This window comes from Yeosuana sp. (genome assembly GCF_057126245.1).
Genome location: NZ_DBNGMQ010000015.1, coordinates 1 through 23,953, shown reverse-complemented (window position 1 = coordinate 23,953; position 23,953 = coordinate 1). Strand labels below are relative to the sequence as shown.

Genomic DNA, 23,953 nt, shown 5'->3' with positions numbered 1-23,953 from the left:
CTTTCTCAATACTTTCTGCCATAATCAAATTTAATTTATCTAAAACAAAAGTAGAATTTTTGCAATAAAACTTACATGCAAATTATCAAAAGTTATTATCATTTTACATTTCAAAATTATTAAATATGTAGATGTTATTTTTTTTGTAAATTGTATGTATTGAAACCACTAAATTATCACGTTATGAAAACTTTTCTATTTCTCATTAGTTTATGTCTATTATTATCATGTAACAATAATCCAAAAAATGAAAGTGCTTTAGTTGAAGAACCAACATTGGATGGCGTCTGGAAATTAACAAGTTTTTATAACTATCTTGATGATAAAATTATTGATACAATAATGGCTTCAGAAGAATATAAACAGATTAAAATATATCATAAATCTAAAGTAATGTGGAGCCGATATAGAGAAGCGGATACTATTGATTGGTTTGGATATGGTGACTACTCAATTAAAGATGGTTATTTAACAGAACTTATAGAATTTGGATCAAAGTCAATGAACGAAGCTATTAAAGAACAAAAAGAGTTTTCATTTAAATTAATATTAGAAGATGACACGTTTTCTCAAATTCAGAATGATGAAGAGGGCAACCCAATATATGCTGAAAACTACCTGAGGATTGAATAAAATACGTTAAAACAATTCGATTATTAATTTTATATGGATAATTCATTTCCATTTATAGCCGCGTTATTGGCCTCTATTTTGCATGTTATCACAGGGCCAGATCATTTAGCAGCCGTTATTCCTTTTGCAATAGAATCAAAAAAGAGAGCTTGGAGAGTTGGTCTTTTTTGGGGAATAGGACATTTAGTTGGTATGCTAGCCATTGGCATTTTATTTTTAATCTTTCGAGAATTAATTCCTGTAGAAAAAATATCTGTATATAGTGAGCAACTGGTAGGTTTCGTTCTAATTCTAATTGGAGTTTGGTCTTTCTATAAAATTTTTAAAAAAAATAAAAACCACAAACATTTACATGTGCATAGCGATCAAGCTGTTTTAATTCATAAACATGAACATAAACACATTCAAAAATTAACACATCAACATGAACACAAACATATTTCAAACCAAAGTAATTTTGCATCATTCTCTATTGGCTTTCTACACGGATTAGCAGGGATTTCTCATTTTATACTTTTTATACCTGTAGCAAGCTTTAAAAGTCAATTAGACTCTGTGATGTATTTAGCTGGATTTAGTACGGGTATTGTTTTGGCAATGACCTTATTTGCGTTTCTCATAGGGAATATTTCGTCATTTAGTAAAAATGAACACAACGAAACCTTATTTAATGGCATTAGATTTTCTGGTGGTCTTTTTGCTATAATTATTGGAATTTATTGGATACTTGCTTAACAAATCCGAGGTAATTGTTCTCCTATTAATGGACTAACAATTCGTTTTCCGCCTATTGAACTTTGCATAACAACTTTGTTAGGATGTTCATGAGTTATTTCGCCTATGTAAGCTGAATTCTTCCCTTTTTTATCTTTCTTCATAAAATTCAAGACGTCATCTGAAATTGATGCATCTACAATAACTAGAAAAACACCTTCATTGGCGACATACAATGAGTCTAAACCTAAAATTTCGCAGGCAGCAGCAACCTGTTTCTCTAATGGAATCTTATCTTCATAGATAACAATACCTTTATTTATATCTTGAGAAATTTCAGATAAAACACTGGCCACACCACCTCTAGTTGGGTCTCTAAAAAGATGAATTTTATTTCCAAACTCATTGATAAGATCGTTAACTAAAAAATTTAAATTAGTCGTATCACTTTCTATAGTCGATTCAAATTCCAAGCCTTCTCTTTCAGACATAATGGCCATACCATGTTGCGCAATAAAACCGTTTACAATTATCTTATCACCACCCTTAATATTTTCAGTCGATATATTTGCTTTTGGATTTACTTCTCCAAAACCTGTTGTATTAATAAATATCTTATCACCCTTACCTCTCTCAACCACTTTAGTATCACCAGTAATTATTTGAACGCCACTTTCGTCTGCGGCCTGTTTAATGGAATTAACGATAGTTATAAATTCACTGATTTTTAATCCTTCTTCAACAATAAAAGCTAATGATAAATACTTTGGAATTGCCCCACACATGGCAACATCATTCACAGTGCCATTAACCGCCAATTCACCAATATTTCCACCCTTAAAAAATACTGGAGACACTACAAAACTGTCTGTAGAAATAGCTATTTTATTATTAAAACTAACAATAGAACCATCATGTTTTTGATCTAAAAAAGGATTACTAAAGGTTTTAAAAATAATCTTATCCAATAAATCTCGAGTCATCATACCTCCGCTTCCATGTCCTAGTTGTATAGCATCAAATCCTAATTCTTCTTTTTCCATTATTACTCTGTAATTAGATTACTTGAAAAATGATAATATGCAGCACAAGCGCCTTCCGAAGAAACCATAGGAGCTCCAAGTGGGTTAGAAGGGGTACAGGCATTACCAAATTGATTACATTGATGCGGTTTTTTTATACCCTTTAATATATCGCCAGCGATGCAATTTGGGTTTTCTGGCACTTTTATATGACTGATCCCAAACTTTGTTTCTGCATCAAAATTTTTAAATTCTTTTGTCAAAACATAACCACTATTAGGTATTTCTCCAATGCCTCGCCATTCTCGGGAACCTACTTCAAACACTTGGTTGATAACTTTTAATGCAGCGGTATTACCTTCTTCTTTAACAACTCGGGAATATTGATTTTCAACCTTATAAATACCTTCCTCAAGTTGTTTTACTGCCATATAAACGCCTTGCACCAAATCAAGTGGTTCAAAACCCGTTATCACAATAGGTATTTTATATTTATCAGCTAATGGGTAATATTCTTTATAGCCCATAATAGCACAAACATGACCAGCACCTAAAAAAGCATTTATATTACAAAACTTATCATCTAAAATAGCTTCCATAGCAGGTGGTACCAAAACATGAGATACTAAAATAGAATAATTTTTAAGTCCTTCTTTTTGAGCATGTAAAACAGATAGTGCATTGGCTGGTGCCGTTGTTTCAAAACCAACAGCAAAAAAAACCACCTCTTTTTCTGGATTATTTCTTGCTATTTTAACGGCTTCAATTGGTGAATATAAAATTCTTAAATCACCGCCTTTTGATTTGGCTTCCAGCAAACTTTTTTTACTACCAGGAACCCTAATCATATCACCAAAAGAACAAACGATAACACCATTTTCTAAAAGTTCAATAGCTTTATCTATTAAATTTAAAGGTGTTACACAAACAGGACATCCTGGACCATGGATCATTTGAACATGTTCAGGCAACAATTCAAGAATGCCATTTTTAACCAACCCATGAGTTTGTCCGCCACAAATCTCCATAATTTTCCATGGCTTAGTAGCTGCTTTATGGATAAGGTCTAGATAACCTTTCGTGGCCTCTAAATTTCTATATTCCGTTAAATACTTCATTTATTACTACATTTTAAATAGTACATAATCTGCCCAAAAGAAATATTTTCGTCATTAGGAGCTAAGTTAATATTAAAATATAATTTATATTCCTTTTCTCCTATTTCTTTAATCATATCTATTAACGTTGTATTCTGAAAAACACCACCACTAAAGGCTATATGCCTATATTGATATTTCTTAGCGATTTGAAAAACCAGTGATGCCAACGTATAAAAAAAGTTTACTACGACCTTCTCTTTTGAATTTCCGTTTTTAAAATCTAAATACAAGTTATAAAATAACGCTTCAGTAGGAACTGAACCATCATCTAAAACTGAACAATACGACCTACAATTATCTAAATTATAATCTGTAATATAATTTTCTAGCAAAATAGCAGCTTCTCCCTCATAAGTATTGAAATCGCAAAGACCCAATAGAGATGCAACTGAATCAAACAACCTTCCTACAGATGACGTTTTTAGTTTGTTATTCCTTTTTAATGATTGATAAATAGTCAACTCTTCTTTGGTGAATTTCTTTTCCAATCTTGGCAGCATGTCATCATTAGAAAGCGATAACATAGACAACCTCGGTTCTTTAGACATCTTATCTTTGGCAATCCAATCAAAATACCCAAAATGAGAAATTCGATCTATATCATTTAAATGATAGTTAAAAAATTCTCCACCCCAAACTTGACCATCATCGCCATACCCCGTTCCATCCCAAATAACACCTAAAATCGGTTCCTTTAATTCAAACAAATCATGTTCCGCCAAAACCGACGCAAAATGTGCTTTATGATGTTGGATTTTATATAATTCAAAATTATTATTTTTTAATAGTTCCTCACCATACATAGTGCTTTGATATCCAGAATGAGAATCAACAAGGAGTACATCAGGCTTTTGTTCAAAAACATCTATAAAGTTTGAAACTGTTTTTGTAAAACGATTGTAAACATCAAAATTATCAAGGTTTCCTAAATATTGACTTATATACACGTAGGAATTAGGGATATAAGCAATAGTGCTTTTAAAATGCGCACCCAACGCCATAATTTTTCTATCTGCCTTAATCGATGTATTGAATAAATTAGGGGCGTAACCTCTGGATCTACGGAACAAAACTTCTGTGTTAAATTTTTTACTAAACTTTACTACAGAATCATCTTGAGGATGAACAATTTTTAAATCATGATTTAAAAAATAATCAGCGACGTGCTTTAATTTTTCAAAAGCATCGTCATTTTCACTTATAATTGGAGAACCATGAATATTCCCACTAGTAGCCACTATTGGGAATTCTAATTCATTAGATAGCAACTGTAAAATTCCAGAATACGTAAGCATAACTCCTAATTGATTTAGCCCAGGAGCTACTAGGTTTAAAGCTATTTTACCGTTATAATTATTTGAATTAATAATATTAATAGGTCTCTCAACAGATTTTAAACTATATTCCTGTTCTTTAGTTATTTGTAATTCACCTTTCAAAATATCGACAGAAGGATATAGCACAGCAAATGGCTTATTTGGTCTTTTCTTTTTTTTTCTTAACTTATTAACTACTGTTTTATTTTCCGCATTGCAGCATAACAAAAAACCACTTGTATTTTTTATGGCAATAATCTTTCCTTTTTCTAAAAGCGACGCCACTTTATGAAATAAATCAGTCTTTTGAACTTGAATATGTTGACCAAAATTGTCTATTAAATATAAATTGACACCACAAGTAGGACATGTGTTTGTTTGAGAATGAAATCGTCTGTTTGAAGGATTTTCATATTCTTCTTGACAGGCTTTACACATTGGAAAATCATCAATGCTTGTATGGTTTCTTTCAAAAGGAAAATTTTCTGTAATTGCCCAACGTGGACCACAATTAACGCAGGTTGTAAATGGATAATTATAACGTTTGTTATTAGGGGTTACAATATCATTCTGACAATCATTGCAAATGGCAAAATCTGGCGTTAGTATTGAATTAAGCTGTCCTTTTTTTACTGAAGATACTATTTTAAAATCATCAAAATCAGAATGCTGTATCTCAAAAATTGAACTGTTTTTTATTTTGGAAACTGGTGGCGGTAAATTAATTAACTTATTATAAAAATCATTAATTGATTTCTCTAAACCTTGAACCCAAATAATTACACCATTTTCATCGTTAGAAACTGAGCCTTTTAATGAAAATTCTTGAGCTAAATTGTAAACATAAGGGCGAAAACCAACACCTTGAACTTGTCCAGTAATTTTAATGCCAATGGTTTTTCTCATTTATATTTAGAATTTAAATCAAACTAAAAGTTTACACTAGTTTTAAATGTAGGTTTTTAGAATGACTTAAAATCCTCTCTATTAATTCTGGGATGGCATCTCTTACCTTATCATTTAATTCAATAGTCATAGGATTAATTTCCTTTATTGATACGGTAAATAAATGTATATCTGGTACCTTATCCATAAGATAAACAGCTTCAATCATATCCTTTAAACCTACATCGTGAACACTTAAAGCAGAAGGAAAGTCTGATGCAAATTTAGGCCGAATTAAAGAGATAGTACCTTCTGGCTTCCCATCCATTGTGGCATCAACAAAAATAATAGTGGGATACACCTGAAAACAACTTAACAGTAAAAAACCGCCAGTACCTCCATCAAGAATATCTATATATTCTGGAAGTTCCTGTTTTACCATTTCCTGAATAATATGGACGCCAATGCCTTCATCTCCCATCAAATAATTACCAACTCCCATCACTAAAATACTATTAGATTTATCTTTTTCAAAAAAATAGGAGTCACTACTTATTGCCACTGGTGTTCTTTCTGGAGTATTCATCTATATATGTTTCTTATTTTAAAGATTAGATGTAATGCTATTTATAAATATTTTCTTTGCTTTAAATTTATTAATTGGCATTCCGTATAATAAGGTAAAAAATAAATTCATTCAAATCCGAAATTGTATGTCTATGAATGAATTTAAGATTAATTAATAAAACCAATTTTATTTAGTACCTACAATTCCCTTTTCATCTTTAATTTCTACTTCTTCGTCAACTTGGGCTTTTTTAATCCGTTCATCAGAAACAAACTTATAGCCTCCGAATATAGAAGACACTTCTCCTCTTCCCTCTAACCAATCATGATAAAACACCAAATAAACATGAACCATAGCAAAGAAAATAAAAAACCACATAGCTGTATGATGAATACTCCTCACTATAAAGTCTCCACCAAAAAATGGAATTACCCAAGTAAACATTTTGGGTAACCACCAGGAGGACATATCGCTATATAAGGCAAAACCTGTTGCTATTTGAAAAAGAGCTAAAACAAACATAACCAAATATGAAAGTGTGGCTACACTGTTATGTCCAATACTAATTTTAGACACATCTTCTTCTTCCTCATTCATTAGCATGATATCAATTTTCATAACATACCAAAAATTATTCCAGTTCTTTTTTGTAAACGGCCAAAACGCTCTCCAACTTGCGAATCTATTGCCCATAAATGACCAATAAACTCTCAATATTAAAACGAATAAGAATACGTAGGCAGCAGTAAAATGCAAAAATCTAACAATTCCAAAAGAATGTAAATTTGTTGCTTCTGCACTAGATAAAATAGCTGGTGGATTAGCAATAATAAAACCAGTAACAACCAATACAAATAGAGTTAAAACATTTAACCAATGAAAGATCCTGACTGGTAATTCCCAGACGTATACACGTTTAAAATTTGTTATTTTTTTCATGATCCCTTTTGTTTAGCTAAATTTCACAACTACCTGTATGTTGAACTCTAGAAATGTGATTACCATGTTCATCATATAAATGTACTGCACAGGCCAAACATGGGTCAAATGAATGAATAGTACGAATGATTTCCAAAGGCAGTTCAGGATCTGCCACAGGCGTTCCAATTAAACAAGACTCGTAAGCTGAACGTTCTCCTTTTGGATCTCTTGGAGAGGCATTCCAAGTGGTTGGAACAACCTGTTGATAGTTCTCTGTTTTTCCGTCTTTAATTTTTATCCAATGTGCAAGTGCTCCTCTTGGAGCTTCCATAAAACCAACTCCTTTTGCTTCAGCTGGCCAAGTAGAAGGTTCCCAATTTTCAGTATTTGCCATTCTTTCATCACCATTTTTTATGTTACTAATTAAGGTATCATAAAATTCCATAGTCCAATTAGCAACTAATTGCGTTTCAATACCACGAGCTGCTGTTCTTCCTAACGTAGAGAAAAGCGCATCCACAGGAACATTTAAATGTTCTAAAGCAGCATTTACCGCTTCTTGTATTTCCTTATTACCTCTTCCATAACCTACTAAAAGTCTAGCTAAAGGACCAACTTCCATAGGCTTACCTTTCCATCTTGGTGTTTTTACAAAACTGTACTTTTCTTCAACATTCAAATGCTCATATGGTGGTTTTGGACCAGAATATTTAATATTTGTTTCTCCTTCCCATGGATGTCTTCCAGTATCTTTTCCCTCAGCATAATTATCATACCAGGAATTATTTACAAATTCTTCAATTTCATCACTACTTCTATGGTTAACATCCAGAACATTCGATAAGTCATTATTTAAAATAACACCTTGTGGGAATTTAAAATTAGATTGATCTGCATAGCCATTAACTGGGAAATCACCATATGACATGTAATTACCAAAACCTTTTCCAATGGCACCCCAATCTTTATAGAAGGATGCAATAGCTAACAGATCAGGAATATATACTTGCTCAATAAAGCGTTTTCCTTCATCTAGAAGCGATTTAACCATAGCCAATCTTTCTGCATTGATTCCTCCTGGGTTTTCTGTGTTGATTGCACAAGCCATTCCCCCAACTAAATAATTTGGATGTGGATTTTTACCTCCAAATATAGTGTGGACTTTAACAATTTCTTTTTGCCATTCCAGTGCTTCCAAATAATGAGCCACTGCCATTAGATTGACCTCAGCAGGTAATTTCATTTGAGGATGACCCCAATAACCATTAGCAAAAATTCCTAACTGCCCACTTTCAACAAATTTGGTGATGCGTTTCTTAATATCTGAAAAATATCCTGGTGAGCTTTTTGGCCAATTGGATATACTTTGTGCTAATTCTGATGTCTTTTGTGGATCAGCTTTTAAGGCATTTACAACATCAACCCAGTCTAAGGCGTGCAAGTGATAAAAGTGAATGGTATGGTCATGCATATATAATGCCCCTTCCATAATATTTCTTACCATTTCGGCATTTGGTGGTATTGCAATACCTAAAGCATCTTCAACAGCTCTAACTGACGTTAAAGCATGTACTGTAGTACAAACCCCACAAGTTCTTTGTACAAAAGCCCAAACATCTCTAGGATCTCTTCCTTTAACAATTTCTTCAATGCCTCTTACCATTGTACTGGAGCTATAGGCATCTACTATTATTCCGTCTTTTATTTCTGCTTCTATTCTTAAATGACCCTCAATTCTGGTAACAGGATCAACTACTATTCTATTTGCCATAATTATACTATTTAAGAGTCAATATTTTTTTCGTTTGATATGCCTCGATTTATTCTACTTTTTAACTCCTTTCTTTTAGAAATGTTGGCTCCTATCGCATGAGCAACTAGTCCTCCAGCCAATACACCAGCACCTATTTTTCCTATGTCATCAGCAAGACCTTCTTCATGAAATCCAGGAACTTTTGCCATTCTTTCATAGAAAGGTCCATTATCCCAGAAACTATCTTCACTACATCCAATACAACCATGACCTGATTGAATTGGATAACTCACACCATTATTCCATTTTATAGTACCACAAGCATTATATGTCATAGGTCCTTTACAACCTAATTTATATAAACAATACCCATCTTTAGCATTTTGGTCATCAAATGTTTCTGCAAACAATCCGGCATCGTAATAAGGTCTTCTGTAACAACTATCATGAACACGTTTAGCATAAAATGCTTTTGGTCTTCCTAATCTGTCTAACTCAGGCAGTCTGCCAAAAGTGACTAAATGAACAATAACACCAGCCATCACTTCTCCAATAGGAGGACATCCTGGAACCCTTATTATAGGTTTATTTTTTATAATTTTATGAATTGGTGTTGCGTTTGTAGGATTTGGTTTTGCAGCCTGAACACAACCATTGGTTGCACAACTACCCCAAGCAATAATTGCTTTTGCTCCTGCTGCAGATTCAATTAATAAATCTTTAGCTGATCTTCCTCCAATACAACAGTAATTACCATCACCTCCCATAGGCACAGAACCTTCAACACAAAGAATATACTCACCCTTGTATTTTTCCATAGTGGCCTGCTTAGCAGCTTCTGCTTGATGCCCTGAAGCAGCCATTAAGGTTAAAGTATAATCTAAAGAAATTTTATCAAGAATAATATCTGCTACAATGGGGTGGTCAGACCGAATAAAAGATTCGCTGCAACACGTACACTCTTGGAAATGTTCCCAAATTACTGGCACCCTGTGCGTCGTTTCAAGAGATTTTGCCACTTGGCCAACCATAGAGTTTTCCAATCCCATATAGGCAGCAATATAGGTGGCAAACTTCATGAAATCTCTTCTACTATAGCCCTGTTTTATTATGCTCTCATAATAAGTTTCTCTTACTTTGTTATTGTTAGCCATAATTAAAATTTAGTTTATAAAAATTGATTATTTCCGGTACGTTTTTAATAGAAACTCTTAAAACTAAAAAATCATTCCTAGAAAAAACATGATTTTTGTCATACTATTGAATTCTATAATTATTTACTATTGTTCTTAATACTAGTAATATACATACTAAACATATTAACTATATGCATGAATTATCAATAGCATTAGGAATAGTTGACATTGCTGAAAAAGAAACTAAAAAAGCAAAAAAAAATAGAGTTGACTTAATTGAATTAGAGATAGGGACTTTAGCAGGAATAGAATTTGATTCACTCGATTTTATTTGGCCTTCAGCAGTTAAAAACACTGTTTTAGAAAGTGCTAAGAAAAAAATTAACGTTATTGAAGGAGAGGCTAAATGTGGAGAATGTGATCATAAATTTAAATTAAAAAACATTTTTGACGCTTGCCCCAAATGTAATAGCTACCTTAAACACATTATAAAAGGAAAAGAATTATTAGTAAAAAGTCTGGAAGTCTCTTAAAAACATTCATTTAATTTAGTTTTTTTTACCATTTGACCAAACTTTTCCAATTAACCTAGCCTGATAGTAAATTTTTAGCAATTCAATAATACCTAACAGTTGTCATTTTATATCTTTTTTTAGATTACTACTTTAGTTAGAAATCATTTCTCTTTAAAATGGCGACTAAAGAAACCTCTGCAAGAAAATCCGTTTTAATGAATGTTCTATGGGATATTCAGAAAAAAAGAAGGTATATCAGTCATGATGACAAAACTAAAATTGCAAAAGAATTTAACATCTCAAGAATGGAGCTTGAAGGGGTTATTTCTTTTTATCACTTTTTTCATCGCAAGCATGCAGGCAAGTATACCATCTACCTTAACTGTTCTACCATTTCAAAACTTTATGATTATCAAGCGATAAAAGAAGCATTTGAAGAAGAATTAGGTATAAAAATCGGGAATGTTACGGCAGACAACGAGTTTGGGTTTTTTAAAACATCATGCCTAGGCTTAAGCGATCAAGAAACATCGGCTCTTATAAATTTTCATGCGTTTACAAATCTTACGCCTAAAAAGGTTAAAACTATCGTTTCAAAATTACGGCAAGGACATTCTGTAGAATCATTAAGCAACTATCCAAAAGATAACATCCAATATAAACCAAAGGATGATAAAGCTGTCTTTTTTAAAGATTACAGACAAGGTGATGCTCTAAAAAAACTAAAAGATTTTAAACCGGAAGAAGTTATAGCACTTGTTAAAGACTCTAAACTATCTGGTCGCGGTGGTGCATTTTTCCCAACGGGAGTCAAATGGCAATTCTGTAGAGATAACACATCTGACCAAAAACATATTATCTGTAATGCCGATGAAGGAGAGCCAGGAACTTTTAAAGATCGCGTTTTATTAAACAAACTACCTGGGTTGTTATTAGAAGGAATGGCAATGGCTGGATATGCTGTTGGTGCTAAAGAAGGAACCATTTACCTAAGAGCCGAATATTTTTATTTAAAGGATAAACTTGAAGACACCATAAAGGCTTTTAACAAGAAAGGCTTCTTAGGCAACAACATTCTTGGGATAAAAGGATTCGATTTTAAAGTTAATATACATCTGGGAGCAGGCGCCTACATTTGTGGGGAGGAAACTGCCCTAATTGCTTCTATGGAGGGTAAACGCGGAGAACCAACAACAAAAGAGTTTTTTCCTGTTGAGAAAGGTTTTTTGGGCAGACCAACAGTCGTAAACAACGTAGAAACACTTTGTGCAGTACCAAGAATTATGGAAATGGGATTGGCCAAATACTTAAGCATTGGTACACAAGCAACTCCTGGAACTAAATTGTTAAGTGCTTCTGGTGATTGTAAAAAACCAGGCGTTTATGAAATAGAATGGGGTATGAAATTGAAAGATTTTTTGGATTTGATTAAGGCAAAAGACCCACACTATATTTTATTCAACGGTTTTGCAGGCGAATGCTTATCAGAAGTAGATTTTGACAGAGAAATATCTGGTGAGAATTTATTAGCAGAACACATTCAATTTTCTTTTAAAGACCCAGTTGAATATTCTCGTAAAATGAGTGGCGTTGGCTTAAGAAGTGGTGGTTCGTTCATGGTTTTCAATAGCAAACGTGATCTACTATCAATACTTAAAAATATAACTAAATTTTTTGTTGCAGAGTCTTGTGGTATATGTGTACCATGTAGAACTGGAAATTTTTTATTAAACAAGAAAATTAATAAAATTATGCTATGCCATGCAGATCAAACTGATCTTGATGAGATTAAGGAATGGAGTACTATAATTAAACAATCTAGCCGATGTGGGCTGGGAAAAACGTCTACTAATTGCTTGCTAACTTCTATGCTAAAATTTCCTGGTGAATTCCAAAAATGTCTCCTTGCCGAAAGTGATTTTAACCAGTCTTTTGATTTAGAAAAAGCCGTTGAAAATTATGATAGTATCATCCACGAAATAGAAAGCACTTATGAATAATTTAGTAAACATAACCATCGATGGCAAAAGCTATCAAGTTCAATCAAGAAAAAACTTGGTAGATGCTTCTAAAGAAAACGGAATATACATTCCTACATTATGTCATTTTCATAAAGCCAATCCGCCTTTAGGAACATGCCGAATTTGCACAGTGATTGTTAATGGCAAAACTACAACCAGTTGCACAACAAAAGTGTATGAAGGAATGGATGTAGAAATTAATACGCCTGAACTAATAAATACCAGAAAAGCCATTATTGAAATGCTGTATGCGGAAGGGAATCATTTCTGTCCATCATGTGAAAAAAGTGGGCACTGCGATTTACAGAATTTAGGCTACGACATGGGAGTTACCGTTTCACGTTTTCCACATGTATACAGTAAAAAAATTGTGGATTTTAATTCAGACCGAATGATTATGGAGTCCAATAGATGCATACTTTGTAAACGGTGTGTCGAAGAAATAAAAACAAAAGATGGAAAAAATGTTTTCTCCTTTGTAAATAGAGGCGTAAAAACACGCGTAAATATTGATTATGAGGAAGAAGCTAAATTAACAGATGCAGAAGCTTTGCATGCTATGAACCTTTGTCCTGTTGGCGCAATTTTAATAAAAGGAATGATTTACGAACAGCCTTTTGGTGAGCGAAAGTACGATTTAGTCGGGAAAAACAGAGAAACAGTAAGAAATGAACCTTCAAAAAAACGAAATGACGAAAATAAATTCATTGTTGCCACTACCTCTTTAGCAGGATGTTTTGGTTGTCATATGTCTTTATTGGATATTGATACTGATATATTGGATATTTTGAAAATAGTAGAATTCAATAAATCACCACTAACAGATATTAAAAAATTTAGTAAACGCTGTGATATTGGTTTAATTGAAGGTGGATGCGCAAATTCAGAAAACATTGAAGTCATTAAAGAGTTTAGAAAAAAATGTGATATCCTCGTTGCTTTTGGCGAATGTGCTATTATGGGTGGAATTCCTGCCATGCGAAATTTTGTTCCCCTTAAAGAATGTTTGGAAGAAGCTTATATTCACGGATTAACAAGCGAAATTGGAGCTAACGTTATACCGAACCATGAAGATATTCCTAAACTTTTAAACAATGTGTATCCGTGTAATGAAATTGTAAAAATTGACTATTTCATTCCTGGTTGTCCTCCTAATGCAAAGCATATTTGGAAAGTTGTAAAAAATATTCTCTTAAACGAAGAATACTCAATTACACACGAAGAATTTAAATACGATTAAAGATGAAAAAAATAATCATAGATCCTGTAACACGAGTTGAAGGACATGGTAAAGTCACCATTCATTTAGACGAAAATAACAAAGTAAAAGACTCTTTTTTTCATATTGTAGAATTTCGTGGTTTTGAACGTTTTATTCAAGGTCATCCATATTGGGAAGCTCCCGTATTAGTTCAGCGACTTTGCGGTATTTGTCCTGTAAGTCATCATTTAGCAGCAGCAAAAGCTATCGATCAAATTGTTGGTTTAGAACCAAAAGATTTATCAATGCCTACTCAAAAAATTAGAAAACTTTTACATTTCGGACAAGTATTCCAATCGCATGCGTTACATTTTTTTTATCTGGCTTCACCAGACTTATTGTTTGGTGTTAATGCAGACCCTGCAAAACGCAATGTGGCAGAGGTTGCTATAGAACATCTTGATTTAGCAAAAAAAGGCATACTCATGCGAAAATTTGGTCAAGAGATTATTAAGGCTATTGCTGGTAAACGCATTCATGGTATTTCAGCAGTTCCTGGTGGTGTCCATAAAAAAATCACTTTAAAAGACAGAGACTATTTCTTAAACAGCAAAGACATTCCATCAATTGATGCCATGATTAACTGGTCAAAAGAAATAATTGAATTCATTAAAAATTATCATGATGCCAATAATTCTTGGTTAGATACTTTTGCTGAATATCCTTCTGGGCATTTAGGGTTAGTGAATAAAGAAAATGGATTTTTAGAACTATATGATGGCCATTTAAGAGCCCTTGACGCCAATGGAAAAGTCACTCTAAATGATATTGAAAACAAAGATTATATCCAACACTTTAATGAAGGTGTTGAAAAGTGGTCTTACTTAAAATTTCCATATTTAAAAGAATTAGGAAAGGATAAAGGGTGGAACCGAGTTGGTCCTTTGGCACGTATAAATATATGTAATGGTATTGAAACGCCTTTTGCTGAACAAGAACGAATTATTTTTAAACTGGCAACCAACGGCAAAATCAATAACAAAACCATGTACTCACATTGGGCTAGATTAATAGAGATGCTTTATTGCGCAGAAATGATAAAAAACCTATTGAATGATGAAGATATTTTAAGCAATGACTTGGTTAGAAAAGGTGAAAGGCGTGGTGAGGGTATTGGTATTATTGAAGCGCCAAGAGGCACGTTAATCCATCATTATGAAGTTGATGATAAAGACCGTATTACACGCTGTAATTTAATTGTATCAACAACGCATAACAACGAACCAATGAATCAAGCAGTAAAATGGGTTGCCAAGAATGTCATTAGCGGGACACCAGAAATTACAGAAGGCATGCTTAACCAAGTTGAAGTAGCCATTAGAGCCTACGACCCATGCTTAAGTTGCGCTACACATGCTTTAGGTGATATGCCTTTAAAAGTGCAAATACAGGATTTCCAAGGTAATATAATTGATGAAAAAATTAGATAAAACAATTATTATTGGCATTGGTAACAGTGGCAGACAAGATGACGGTTTAGGTTGGTTATTTTTGGATCTTATAAAAGAATTTGAATCAAAACCTATTTTAGAATACAGATATCAACTACAAATTGAAGATGCTGAATTAATTTCTACATATGGCACTGTCATTTTTGTTGATGCTACTAAGGAAGATACTGAAGATGGTTATTTTTTTAAACCATGTAAACCTTCAGAAAAATATAGTTTTAGTACGCATACTTTAGAACCTGAAACTATTTTGTATTTGTCGCATAAACTATACAATCATAATCCTGAAGCATCCGTTTTGGCAATTCAAGGTTATGAATGGAAATTAAAAATTGGTTTGAGTAACGAGGGATTACTAAATCTTAATAAAGCTCTGAAGCATTTTAAAAAAAATATATTAATTGATTATCTTTGAGTAACTCTAAAAATTAAAAATCATGTGTGGAACCTGCGGTTGCGGATCTGGAGAGAATGGTGTAACCATTCTATCTCCAAAAGAAAACAAAACTCATGAACATCATCACCATCATGATGGACATGCTCATAGTCATGAACACAGTCATAGTCACGACCACGACCACGATCATCAACACGATCATTCTCACACTCACGACTATCATCATAAAACAGTAATAGACCTTGAGCAAGACATTTTACAGCACAACGACGTTATGGCTGCAAGAAACAAAGGCTATTTTGAAGCTAAAGACATCTTCGCCATCAATTTGGTTAGTTCCCCTGGATCTGGTAAAACATCCATTTTAGAAAGAACTTTAACCGACTTAAAAAATGAAAAATCCTTTTATGTTATTGAAGGCGACCAACAAACACTAAATGATGCTAATAGAATAGATGCTTTAGGTATTCCTGTTATTCAAATCAATACAGGAAAAGGGTGCCATTTAGAAAGCGACATGATTTATGAAGCCGTTAAAAAACTCGAAATAAAAGATAACTCTATTTTAATGATTGAGAATGTAGGCAATTTGGTTTGTCCTTCTATGTTTAACTTAGGAGAGAATAAACGTGTTGTCATTATTAGTACCACCGAAGGTGAAGATAAACCCATCAAATATCCAGACATGTTTCATACATCAGATATCTGTATTATCAACAAAATTGATTTACTTCCTTATCTAAATATTGATTTAGAAAAACTAAAAGAATATGCCTTACAAGTAAATCCGAACTTAAGGTTTTTTGAAGTTTCCGCAACAACAGGTGAAGGCATGGAACAATGGTACAAATGGTTAAAAGAAAATTAATTAATTCAATATAGATATGTGCCTTTCAATCCCGGGAAAATTAATAGAAATAACAGGTCAATTAGACGAAACATTTAGAACAGGCAAAGTATCTTTTGATGGAGTTATTAAAGAAGTGAGTCTGACGCTTGTTCCGGAAGCAAATGTAAATGACTACATTATGGTGCATGTTGGTGCTGCAATTAGTGTTGTTGATGAAGTTGAAGCAAAGAAAACATTCGACTTGCTAAAACAACTCAATGAACTACAAGATTTAGAGCCGCCAGAACTTAATTAATAGACAAAAGTTGATGTGAGGATTAAATACTTATTTATTCAAGATAAGTTATGTCATTTTCTTTCTTTTCATAGTTAATCACTAAATGAATTAATGCATAACATCCAGGTTTATTTTTCTCAAATTAAGGTTGTGACGATCCCCTTAACATTCAACAGTATATCATTTTAAATTCTTTAAGGAAATTTTTGTGAATTTTCAAAATTAAAAAAAAACTTTTGCATAATGAAGATACTAATAGTAGAGGATGAAATTGGTATATCTAATTTTATCAAACAAGGTTTAGAAGAAGAATCTTATGTTGTAGATGTTGCCGATAATGGTGAAAAAGGTTTAGAAATGGCTTTAACTGAAAATTACTAATTATTACTATTAGACCGGATGCTACCGGATATAAGCGGTATTGAAATTTGTAAGCAATTCAGAAAAAAGTTCACTGAAACACCCGTCATATTTTTAATCGCTAAAGATACTGTTGATGAAACTTTATTTGGTCTGCAATCTGGTGGAAATGATTATATAAAAAAACCCTTTCATTTTGATGAACTATTAGAACGCATCAAAGTACAATTAAGACCAAAATCTGGGAAACATACCAACTTCTCCATTGGAAAAATTACACTTAACACAAAATCACATAAAGTTTTTAAAGAACACCGTTAAATTTCACTAACACAAAAAGAATTTGCCCTGTTAGAATATTTACTAAGAAATAAAGGCTCTGTTTGTGAAAGAACAAGCATTATTCAAAATGTATGGGATATTCATTTTGAATATAATACGGGTGTTATTGATGTTTATATTAATGCGCTGAGAAAAAAACTAAAGTTAAACGCTAATGAAGACTATATTAAAACCATAAGGGGCATTGGATATATTGCTGAAGAACAATGAAGTGAAGTTTTAAAAATAGAATATCGTTACATTATATGATTGCCACAGCCATTATTTTGGCCATCATATTCAGTACTGTTTTTTTTGATGTTCAAGAAACCATGTATCAAAATGTTGATAATCGCTTAAATTTTGAAGCAACAAAACATTCGGGTAAAATAAAAATAGTTGGCGATGCGGTTCAATTAGAAAGCACTATTAATAAAGGAACCATATTTACCGTTATATTTTAACCAAATCTTAAGAAAAAAAACAAATCTATTTCAAAAAAATTTCATTCCTTTGTATCATATTTAAGAAACAATTAATTTTCAAATTAATAAAATTTCTTAAACGGTTGGTTAGGTTCGGGGTGGTTCCCGAACCTTTTTTTTATTTAATACATTCTTCCTATTTCTTTCTGTTTTTTTTAAGTGAATCTTAAGGAACCTCCAATAAGAATCTTACCTTTAGGTTATAACTTTGTATGATATTAAAAACATTTGAAAAATGTTAGAAAAAATTATTCAATATAGCATTCACCATAAACTTATTATTTTTCTTTTTACTGCAGGAATCATTGGTTTTGGTCTTTATTCTCTCGTAAACATTCCTATTGGGGCCGTACCAGACGTAACCAATAACCAAGTACAGGTAATTACAACATCCAGAAATCTATCAACAGAAGATGTCGAAAAGTTTTTAACGTATCCTGTTGAGCTTGAAATGGCAAACTTACCAGGAGTTAAGGATATTCGTTCAGTCTCTAAATTTGGCTTATCCGTTGTTACTGTTGTTTTTGATGATGATATGGGGACCTATTTACCAAGACAATTGATTGCCGAAAAGATAAAAAATGCCGAAGAGAAAATTCCTGCTGGTTTCGGGTCGCCTTTTATGGGACCTGTCTCTACGGGACTAGGAGAAATCTACCAGTATATTATTAATGTAGACCCAAAATACAAAAACAAATATTCCTTATCCGATATTCGAACCATTCAAGACTGGATTGTAAGACGTCAATTATCTGGGATTCCTGGGGTTGTTGAAGTAAATACTTGGGGTGGTCATTTAAAACAATACGAAGTAGCATTAAGCCCTGAGCGCTTGAGAGCAATGAATATTTCTATTTTTGACGCGTTTGACGCCATTAAAAAAAATAACAGTATTGCGGGTGGAGGTTATATCGAAAAACAACATGAAAGTTATTTTATTCGCGGGGAAGGCCTAGTTTATTCTCTTGAAGACATCAAAAACATTGTCGTTACTAACAGAAATAATGTACCTGTTTATGTTAAAGATATTGCCTCCGTTGAATTTGGAAAAGCCAATCGCTTCGGAGCGATAACGGGTAACGGTGAAGGCGAAAAAGTATTGGGGCAAGTTATGATGTTAAAAGACGCAAATTCAAATGCCGTTATAAATGCTGTAAAAGAACGCGTAAGTGAGATTCAATCGTCATTACCTCCAGGAATTAGCATTAATGGATTTTTAGAGCGAAGTGAACTTATCGCAAAAACGACTACAACCATAGCAGAAAACTTAATTTTAGGCTGCTTAATAGTCATATTTGTTGTGGTACTTCTTTTAGGTAACCTAAGATCTGGTTTGGTAGTAGCCTCAGTGATTCCATTATGTTTACTATTTGCACTTTCCCTAATGTATATTTTTGGTGTAGATGCTAATCTTATGAGTTTAGGTGCTATTGACTTTGGTATTATCATCGACGGTGCAGTAATTATCGTGGAGTTTATAGCCTTTAAAATAACCAGCCAAAGAGCTAAATTATTAGCACTTCCAAAAGATAAAAGACAAGGTTTAATTGACAATATTACCTATCAAGGAGCCACTAAAATGATGAAATCTGCTGTTTTTGGTCAGCTTATCATCATCATTGTTTTTATTCCTATTCTATCATTAGTGAATGTTGAAGGTAAAATGTTCCGCCCTATGGCATTGGTCTTTTGTTTTGCCCTTATTGGTGCCATGGTATTATGTTTTACTTACATTCCCGTAATGGCTTCTTTGTTTATTAAACCTTCAAACCCAGAAAAAAGAAACATCTCTTCGAGACTTATTAGTTTTCTTGAGAACAAATACAAACCTACCATCGCATTAGCGTTAAGACAAAAAAAATTAGTCCTTGGCCTCTCTGTATTATTATTATTATTTACTGCCTTTCTGTATTCAAAAATGGGAGGTGAATTTGTTCCAACCTTAGACGAAGGAGATTTTGTAATTCAACCTGTACTTAAAACAGGAACCTCTTTAACAAAAACGGTTGAAGCCACAACGCGCATGGAAAAAATTCTCAAAACCTTTCCAGAAGTTGAACAAGTGGTGAGCCGCATTGGTGCCGCAGAAGTACCAACAGACCCCATGTCTATGGAAGAAAGCGACGTAATTATTAAATTAAAACCTAAAAGCGAATGGGTGTCTGCAAATTCTAAAGATGAACTAGCAGACAAATTTAAAGAAGCGCTTTCTAAAGAAATTCCCGGTATTGATTATGAATTTACACAACCTATCGAAATGCGGTTTAATGAACTGATTACTGGTGTTCGTGCCGATTTAGCTATTAAAATTTTTGGTGAAGATTTAGATATTCTCTACAACAAAGCGCTTGAAGTAGAAAAAGCTATTGAAAATGTTGAAGGCGCCGCAGATATTTCTGTTGAAAAAACGGCTGGATTACCACAAATGTCTGTTAAGTATAACAGAAAAAACATTGCTAAATATGGTTTAAATATTGAAGACTTAAATAAAATTATCACCATGGGATTTGCAGGTATGACTGCAGGAACTGTTTTTGAAGGTGAAAAACAATTCGATTTAGTGGTTAGATATGATGAAAAATACCGCAAAGACATTCAGAATATAGAAACGGCTTCTGTTTTACTTCCTAACGGAAATAGCCTACCACTAAGCGAATTTGCAGACATAAGCTACACAAAAGGACCTGCAAAAATTTCAAGAGACAATACAAAAAGACGTATCGTAGTTGGTGTGAATGTTAGAAATCGCGACTTAGAATCCGTTGTCAAAGACGTTCAAGACATTATTAATAGTGAAATAAAACTACCTGTTGGTTACTCGGTTAGTTATGGCGGTCAGTTTGAAAATCTTAGAACGGCTTCTGCCAGATTAAAAATAGCAGTTCCTATAGCCTTAGCTTTAATATTTGTGCTATTATATTTCGCTTTTGACTCGGTAAAAGAAGCATTAATTATCTATAGTGCGATTCCATTATCGGCCATTGGTGGTGTACTCCTACTATATTTAAGAGGCCTACCATTTAGTATTTCGGCTGGTGTTGGTTTTATTGCATTGTTTGGTATTGCTGTTTTAAATGGTATTGTACTTATTGAAGAGTTTAAGGAGCTTAAAGCGCATGGTATCAAAAATATTAATAAACGTATTCTTATGGGAACTAATAATAGATTACGCCCTGTTTTATTAACCGCTGCTGCGGCAGCCTTTGGATTTTTACCAATGGCTATTTCTACATCTGCTGGTGCAGAGGTTCAACGACCTTTAGCAACTGTTGTTGTTGGAGGACTTATTAGTGCTACTGCCCTTACACTTATTGTTTTGCCTGTTCTTTATGCTATGTTTGACAGACAAGGTAAAACACCACAAATCAAAATAAAAAATAAGGTTTTACCTCTTTTGATACTATTTTTAATACCAGCATTGAGCATCTCGCAAACAAAAGTGATTACAGCAGAACAAGCTATTGAAATTGCTTTAGAAAACAACAATGCTATAAAAGCTTCGGCAAATAAAGTAACGCAATCAAAACAAATGGTTGGAAGTGCTTTAAATTTTGATAAAACTCAGGTTTATTATCATTATGATGAAAATAATATTGCTGAAAACGGTCAACCTTTAAAAGTATTTGGCGTCAATCAATCGATTCAATTTCCTACAATATATGGAACACAACGAAAGGTTGAAAAACAAAAAACGCAATTAAGCTTTCAAGAGCATAACGTTAACCAACGTATTTTAAAAAAAGAAGTCTATCAGGCATATTATAATGTTGTCTATAGAACCAATGTTGCAAAACAATATACCTATCTCGATAGTTTGTATCAACAGTTTTCAAACGCAGCAAATAAACGTTATAATGTAGGAGAAACCAACCTGCTAGAAAAATTGACAGCCGAATCAAAACAAAAAGAAATAGCATTAATGCTTTCACAAAGTAAAGAAAACATTGAAAAAGCTTATTTAAATTTGAATAAATGGTTACAAACTGATTCTACATATGTGGTTGCAGAACAAACATTGCCACTGCTAAAACTCTCAGATTTTAATGCATCTGAAAACCCAGGTTTACAGTATTTTCAAACGGCCAAAGAACTCTCCCAAACATCACTGTCTTTAGAACGGCAGCAGTTGCTACCAGATTTACAATTTTCTATTTTTAGTGGAACCAATGACGGTATAAATGCTAAAAACTATTCAGGGTTTCAGGCTGGAGTATCAATTCCATTATGGTTTGGAGCAAACAAATCAAAAATAAATGCAGCCAAAACCGAAACCATGATAACTGATAATAACTACGAAAACTATAAAATTCAGCTTGAATCTAAATACAAAAGTTTAAATTCAGATTTAAAAAAATATGAAGAAGGGGTAAACTATTACAACAGTGCAGGAAAAACACTGTCGGAAGAACTTACTCTTAATGCTTCTAAAGCATTTCAGAATGGGGAAATTGATTTTCTTCAATATGTGCAACTCTTAGAAAACTCAAGTACGATTGAAATTAATTATTTACAAAACTTATATAACTATAATTCTACCATCTTAGAATTAAACTATTTAACCTATTAATATTAGAAACCATGTTAAGCACTTTAAAAAATAATATAAAACGAAAAGGATTTCTGGTAGTTTGTGGTATTCTTTTAATGTCTTGTAACTCTAAGGGCAAACAAGACGCCATTGTTATTGACGATTCAGAAACCACAGCAAGTGATATTATAACTATTACAAAAGCACAATTTGAATCTTCTAACATGGCATTAGGAAGTTTAGAAAAACAAGAATTTAACACGTCAATTAAAGCAAATGGCATGTTTGATGTACCACCAGAAAATAAAGCTACCGTTAGCGCTTATTTTGCTGGTTATGTAAAGAATCTAACACTCTTACCTGGTGATTATGTTAAAAAAGGACAGGTATTATTTACTTTAGAAAACCCCGAATATATTCAAATTCAACAAGATTTTTTAGAAGCCAAATCAAGATTAAACTATTTAAAAACCGATTATGAAAGACAAAAAACATTGTTGGCTGACAATGTTACCTCAGAAAAGAATTTTCTTAAAGCAGAATCTGATTATAAAGTAACCCAAGCCCAGTATCAATCTTTGCAAAAGAAACTCAGTTTAATGTATATTAACGCCAATAATTTAACAGGAGAATCTATACGGTCTACCATCAGTGTTTTGTCGCCAATATCAGGAACTGTAACTTCTATTGAAGCTTCAAAAGGCATCTTTTTAAACCCTTCAGACATCGCATTAACTGTAAAAAATACAGACCACTTGCATTTAGAGCTAAAGATTTTTGAAAAAGACCTTCCGCTGATTAAAGTAGGGCAACCTATAAAAATTCATCTTCAAAACAATAGCAAAAAAACATATGATGGTGTAGTTCATTTAATTAACAGATCAATTAATACACAAGATAGAACCATCAATATTCATGGTGATTTAATAAATGAAGACGATGCTAAGCTATTTGCACCAGGTATGTACATAGAAACAGATATTTTAACATCCAGCGATGTATTTGACGCCTTACCAAACGAAGCAGTTGTTAATATTGAAGATACTTACTTCGTGTTAATAAAACAAAACGACACCACTTATAAAAAAGTTCCTGTAGAAATTGGAGCCATTTCAAATGGTTATACTCAAATTTTAAACGTTAAAGACTTTGAAAAAAATACCGAATTTATAACCAAGGGTGCTTTTAATATGATTGTAGAATGAATTATACTTTTAGAAAAAAATCCAACTGCAAAACAGTTGGATTTTTTTTGTCGGGGTGGCAGGATTCGAACCTGCGACCTCCGCGTCCCAAACGCGGCGCGATAACCGGGCTACGCTACACCCCGAATTTTGGTTATCTGTAACGGGATGCAAATATACTTTTTTTATTCATTT

Annotated in this window: 21 protein-coding genes, 1 tRNA gene and 1 pseudogene; 15 read left to right on the top strand and 8 right to left on the bottom strand. The window is 33.0% G+C overall.

Features of this window, described 5'->3' with window-relative positions:
• Nucleotides 1-183: 183 nt before the first annotated feature.
• Both AC15TD_RS01555 and AC15TD_RS01550 read left to right on the top strand, forming a co-directional pair.
• A complete protein-coding gene (locus AC15TD_RS01555) occupies nt 184-633 on the top strand; it encodes a hypothetical protein (protein ID WP_484450378.1) in 450 nt (149 codons plus the stop codon).
• 33 nt (nt 634-666) lie between these two features.
• Nucleotides 667-1,368: an urease accessory protein UreH domain-containing protein gene (locus AC15TD_RS01550; protein ID WP_484450377.1), complete on the top strand. Its 702-nt coding sequence runs from the start codon at nt 667-669 to the stop codon at nt 1,366-1,368.
• On the opposite strand, the gene hypE is transcribed toward AC15TD_RS01550, so the two are convergent.
• The 7 genes from hypE to AC15TD_RS01515 all read right to left on the bottom strand — a co-directional run bounded on the left by hypE (nt 1,365) and on the right by AC15TD_RS01515 (nt 10,126).
• Nucleotides 1,365-2,390 carry a hydrogenase expression/formation protein HypE gene (gene hypE, locus AC15TD_RS01545; RefSeq protein WP_484450376.1) on the bottom strand — a complete coding sequence of 342 codons (1,026 nt, stop codon included), beginning with the start codon at nt 2,388-2,390 and terminating at the stop codon, nt 1,365-1,367. The two genes, AC15TD_RS01550 and hypE, sit on opposite strands and share 4 nt — an antisense overlap.
• Nucleotides 2,391-2,392: 2 nt before the next feature.
• A complete protein-coding gene (hypD, locus tag AC15TD_RS01540) occupies nt 2,393-3,487 on the bottom strand; it encodes a hydrogenase formation protein HypD (RefSeq protein ID WP_484450375.1) in 1,095 nt (364 codons plus the stop codon).
• Nucleotides 3,484-5,751: a carbamoyltransferase HypF gene (gene hypF, locus AC15TD_RS01535; protein WP_484450374.1), complete on the bottom strand. Its 2,268-nt coding sequence runs from the start codon at nt 5,749-5,751 to the stop codon at nt 3,484-3,486. Before hypF ends, hypD begins: the two co-directional genes overlap by 4 nt.
• A 31-nt stretch (nt 5,752-5,782) precedes the next feature.
• A complete protein-coding gene (locus AC15TD_RS01530) occupies nt 5,783-6,316 on the bottom strand; it encodes a hydrogenase maturation protease (RefSeq protein ID WP_484450373.1) in 534 nt (177 codons plus the stop codon).
• 168 nt (nt 6,317-6,484) lie between these two features.
• On the bottom strand, nt 6,485-7,237 hold the full coding sequence (gene cybH / locus AC15TD_RS01525) for a Ni/Fe-hydrogenase, b-type cytochrome subunit (RefSeq protein WP_484450372.1): 753 nt from the start codon (nt 7,235-7,237) through the stop codon (nt 6,485-6,487).
• A gap of 16 nt (nt 7,238-7,253) precedes the next feature.
• Nucleotides 7,254-8,990, bottom strand: coding sequence for a nickel-dependent hydrogenase large subunit (locus tag AC15TD_RS01520; RefSeq protein WP_484450371.1), 1,737 nt, complete (start codon nt 8,988-8,990; stop codon nt 7,254-7,256).
• Between the two features lie 11 nt (nt 8,991-9,001).
• A complete protein-coding gene (locus AC15TD_RS01515) occupies nt 9,002-10,126 on the bottom strand; it encodes a hydrogenase small subunit (protein ID WP_484450370.1) in 1,125 nt (374 codons plus the stop codon).
• A 173-nt stretch (nt 10,127-10,299) separates the two neighbouring features.
• Here AC15TD_RS01515 and AC15TD_RS01510 point away from each other — a divergent pair, with 173 nt between their 5' ends.
• From AC15TD_RS01510 to AC15TD_RS01450, 13 genes and pseudogenes are all read left to right on the top strand, one after another.
• The gene (locus AC15TD_RS01510) at nt 10,300-10,641 is read left to right on the top strand and encodes a hydrogenase maturation nickel metallochaperone HypA/HybF (RefSeq protein WP_484450369.1); all 342 of its coding nucleotides are present in this window, start codon (nt 10,300-10,302) and stop codon (nt 10,639-10,641) included.
• A gap of 158 nt (nt 10,642-10,799) precedes the next feature.
• Nucleotides 10,800-12,623 (top strand): NAD(P)H-dependent oxidoreductase subunit E, encoded by a 1,824-nt coding sequence (locus AC15TD_RS01505; protein WP_484450368.1) that lies wholly within the window; start codon nt 10,800-10,802, stop codon nt 12,621-12,623.
• The gene (locus tag AC15TD_RS01500) at nt 12,616-13,884 is read left to right on the top strand and encodes an NADH-quinone oxidoreductase subunit B family protein (protein WP_484450367.1); all 1,269 of its coding nucleotides are present in this window, start codon (nt 12,616-12,618) and stop codon (nt 13,882-13,884) included. Before AC15TD_RS01505 ends, AC15TD_RS01500 begins: the two co-directional genes overlap by 8 nt.
• Nucleotides 13,885-13,886: 2 nt before the next feature.
• Nucleotides 13,887-15,335, top strand: coding sequence for a Ni/Fe hydrogenase subunit alpha (locus tag AC15TD_RS01495; RefSeq protein WP_484450366.1), 1,449 nt, complete (start codon nt 13,887-13,889; stop codon nt 15,333-15,335).
• The gene (locus AC15TD_RS01490; protein WP_484450365.1) at nt 15,319-15,771 is read left to right on the top strand and encodes a hydrogenase maturation protease; all 453 of its coding nucleotides are present in this window, start codon (nt 15,319-15,321) and stop codon (nt 15,769-15,771) included. The genes AC15TD_RS01495 and AC15TD_RS01490 overlap by 17 nt, the downstream gene beginning before the upstream one ends.
• Before the next feature lie 22 nt (nt 15,772-15,793).
• Nucleotides 15,794-16,621 carry a hydrogenase nickel incorporation protein HypB gene (gene hypB, locus AC15TD_RS01485; RefSeq protein ID WP_484450364.1) on the top strand — a complete coding sequence of 276 codons (828 nt, stop codon included), beginning with the start codon at nt 15,794-15,796 and terminating at the stop codon, nt 16,619-16,621.
• A 16-nt stretch (nt 16,622-16,637) separates the two neighbouring features.
• Complete coding sequence (locus AC15TD_RS01480; protein ID WP_484450363.1) at nt 16,638-16,898, top strand: HypC/HybG/HupF family hydrogenase formation chaperone; 261 nt, start codon at nt 16,638-16,640, stop codon at nt 16,896-16,898.
• 225 nt (nt 16,899-17,123) lie between these two features.
• Entirely contained in the window at nt 17,124-17,261 is a 138-nt protein-coding gene (locus AC15TD_RS01475; RefSeq protein ID WP_484450362.1) for a response regulator, read from the top strand.
• 12 nt (nt 17,262-17,273) lie between these two features.
• A pseudogene (locus AC15TD_RS01470) lies at nt 17,274-17,561 on the top strand (response regulator transcription factor); the annotation flags it as partial.
• Complete coding sequence (locus AC15TD_RS01465; RefSeq protein ID WP_484450379.1) at nt 17,562-17,792, top strand: helix-turn-helix domain-containing protein; 231 nt, start codon at nt 17,562-17,564, stop codon at nt 17,790-17,792.
• Nucleotides 17,793-17,827: 35 nt separating this feature from the next.
• Nucleotides 17,828-18,025 carry a hypothetical protein gene (locus AC15TD_RS01460; RefSeq protein ID WP_484450361.1) on the top strand — a complete coding sequence of 66 codons (198 nt, stop codon included), beginning with the start codon at nt 17,828-17,830 and terminating at the stop codon, nt 18,023-18,025.
• A 256-nt stretch (nt 18,026-18,281) separates the two neighbouring features.
• Nucleotides 18,282-22,613, top strand: a complete 4,332-nt coding sequence (locus AC15TD_RS01455) for a CusA/CzcA family heavy metal efflux RND transporter (RefSeq protein WP_484450360.1) — start codon at nt 18,282-18,284, stop codon at nt 22,611-22,613.
• An 11-nt stretch (nt 22,614-22,624) separates the two neighbouring features.
• Nucleotides 22,625-23,779, top strand: coding sequence for an efflux RND transporter periplasmic adaptor subunit (locus AC15TD_RS01450; protein WP_484450359.1), 1,155 nt, complete (start codon nt 22,625-22,627; stop codon nt 23,777-23,779).
• Between the two features lie 50 nt (nt 23,780-23,829).
• On the opposite strand, the gene AC15TD_RS01445 is transcribed toward AC15TD_RS01450, so the two are convergent.
• Nucleotides 23,830-23,904, bottom strand: a tRNA-Pro gene (locus AC15TD_RS01445).
• Nucleotides 23,905-23,953 lie beyond the last annotated feature (49 nt).

Excerpts from the sequence above, each read along its gene's own strand:
- AC15TD_RS01555 (WP_484450378.1), top strand. The coding sequence starts at position 184 with ATGAAAACTTTTCTATTTCTCATTAGTTTATGTCTATTATTATCATGT.
- AC15TD_RS01510 (WP_484450369.1), top strand. The coding sequence starts at position 10,300 with ATGCATGAATTATCAATAGCATTAGGAATAGTTGACATTGCTGAAAAA.
- AC15TD_RS01520 (WP_484450371.1), bottom strand. The coding sequence starts at position 8,990 with ATGGCAAATAGAATAGTAGTTGATCCTGTTACCAGAATTGAGGGTCAT.
- AC15TD_RS01505 (WP_484450368.1), top strand. The coding sequence starts at position 10,800 with ATGGCGACTAAAGAAACCTCTGCAAGAAAATCCGTTTTAATGAATGTT.
- AC15TD_RS01460 (WP_484450361.1), top strand. The coding sequence starts at position 17,828 with ATGATTGCCACAGCCATTATTTTGGCCATCATATTCAGTACTGTTTTT.
- hypB (WP_484450364.1), top strand. The coding sequence starts at position 15,794 with ATGTGTGGAACCTGCGGTTGCGGATCTGGAGAGAATGGTGTAACCATT.
- hypE (WP_484450376.1), bottom strand. The coding sequence starts at position 2,390 with ATGGAAAAAGAAGAATTAGGATTTGATGCTATACAACTAGGACATGGA.
- AC15TD_RS01495 (WP_484450366.1), top strand. The coding sequence starts at position 13,887 with ATGAAAAAAATAATCATAGATCCTGTAACACGAGTTGAAGGACATGGT.
- AC15TD_RS01490 (WP_484450365.1), top strand. The coding sequence starts at position 15,319 with ATGAAAAAATTAGATAAAACAATTATTATTGGCATTGGTAACAGTGGC.
- AC15TD_RS01550 (WP_484450377.1), top strand. The coding sequence starts at position 667 with ATGGATAATTCATTTCCATTTATAGCCGCGTTATTGGCCTCTATTTTG.
- hypD (WP_484450375.1), bottom strand. The coding sequence starts at position 3,487 with ATGAAGTATTTAACGGAATATAGAAATTTAGAGGCCACGAAAGGTTAT.
- AC15TD_RS01530 (WP_484450373.1), bottom strand. The coding sequence starts at position 6,316 with ATGAATACTCCAGAAAGAACACCAGTGGCAATAAGTAGTGACTCCTAT.
- AC15TD_RS01455 (WP_484450360.1), top strand. The coding sequence starts at position 18,282 with ATGTTAGAAAAAATTATTCAATATAGCATTCACCATAAACTTATTATT.
- AC15TD_RS01480 (WP_484450363.1), top strand. The coding sequence starts at position 16,638 with ATGTGCCTTTCAATCCCGGGAAAATTAATAGAAATAACAGGTCAATTA.
- hypF (WP_484450374.1), bottom strand. The coding sequence starts at position 5,751 with ATGAGAAAAACCATTGGCATTAAAATTACTGGACAAGTTCAAGGTGTT.
- AC15TD_RS01450 (WP_484450359.1), top strand. The coding sequence starts at position 22,625 with ATGTTAAGCACTTTAAAAAATAATATAAAACGAAAAGGATTTCTGGTA.
- AC15TD_RS01515 (WP_484450370.1), bottom strand. The coding sequence starts at position 10,126 with ATGGCTAACAATAACAAAGTAAGAGAAACTTATTATGAGAGCATAATA.
- AC15TD_RS01500 (WP_484450367.1), top strand. The coding sequence starts at position 12,616 with ATGAATAATTTAGTAAACATAACCATCGATGGCAAAAGCTATCAAGTT.
- cybH (WP_484450372.1), bottom strand. The coding sequence starts at position 7,237 with ATGAAAAAAATAACAAATTTTAAACGTGTATACGTCTGGGAATTACCA.
- AC15TD_RS01475 (WP_484450362.1), top strand. The coding sequence starts at position 17,124 with ATGAAGATACTAATAGTAGAGGATGAAATTGGTATATCTAATTTTATC.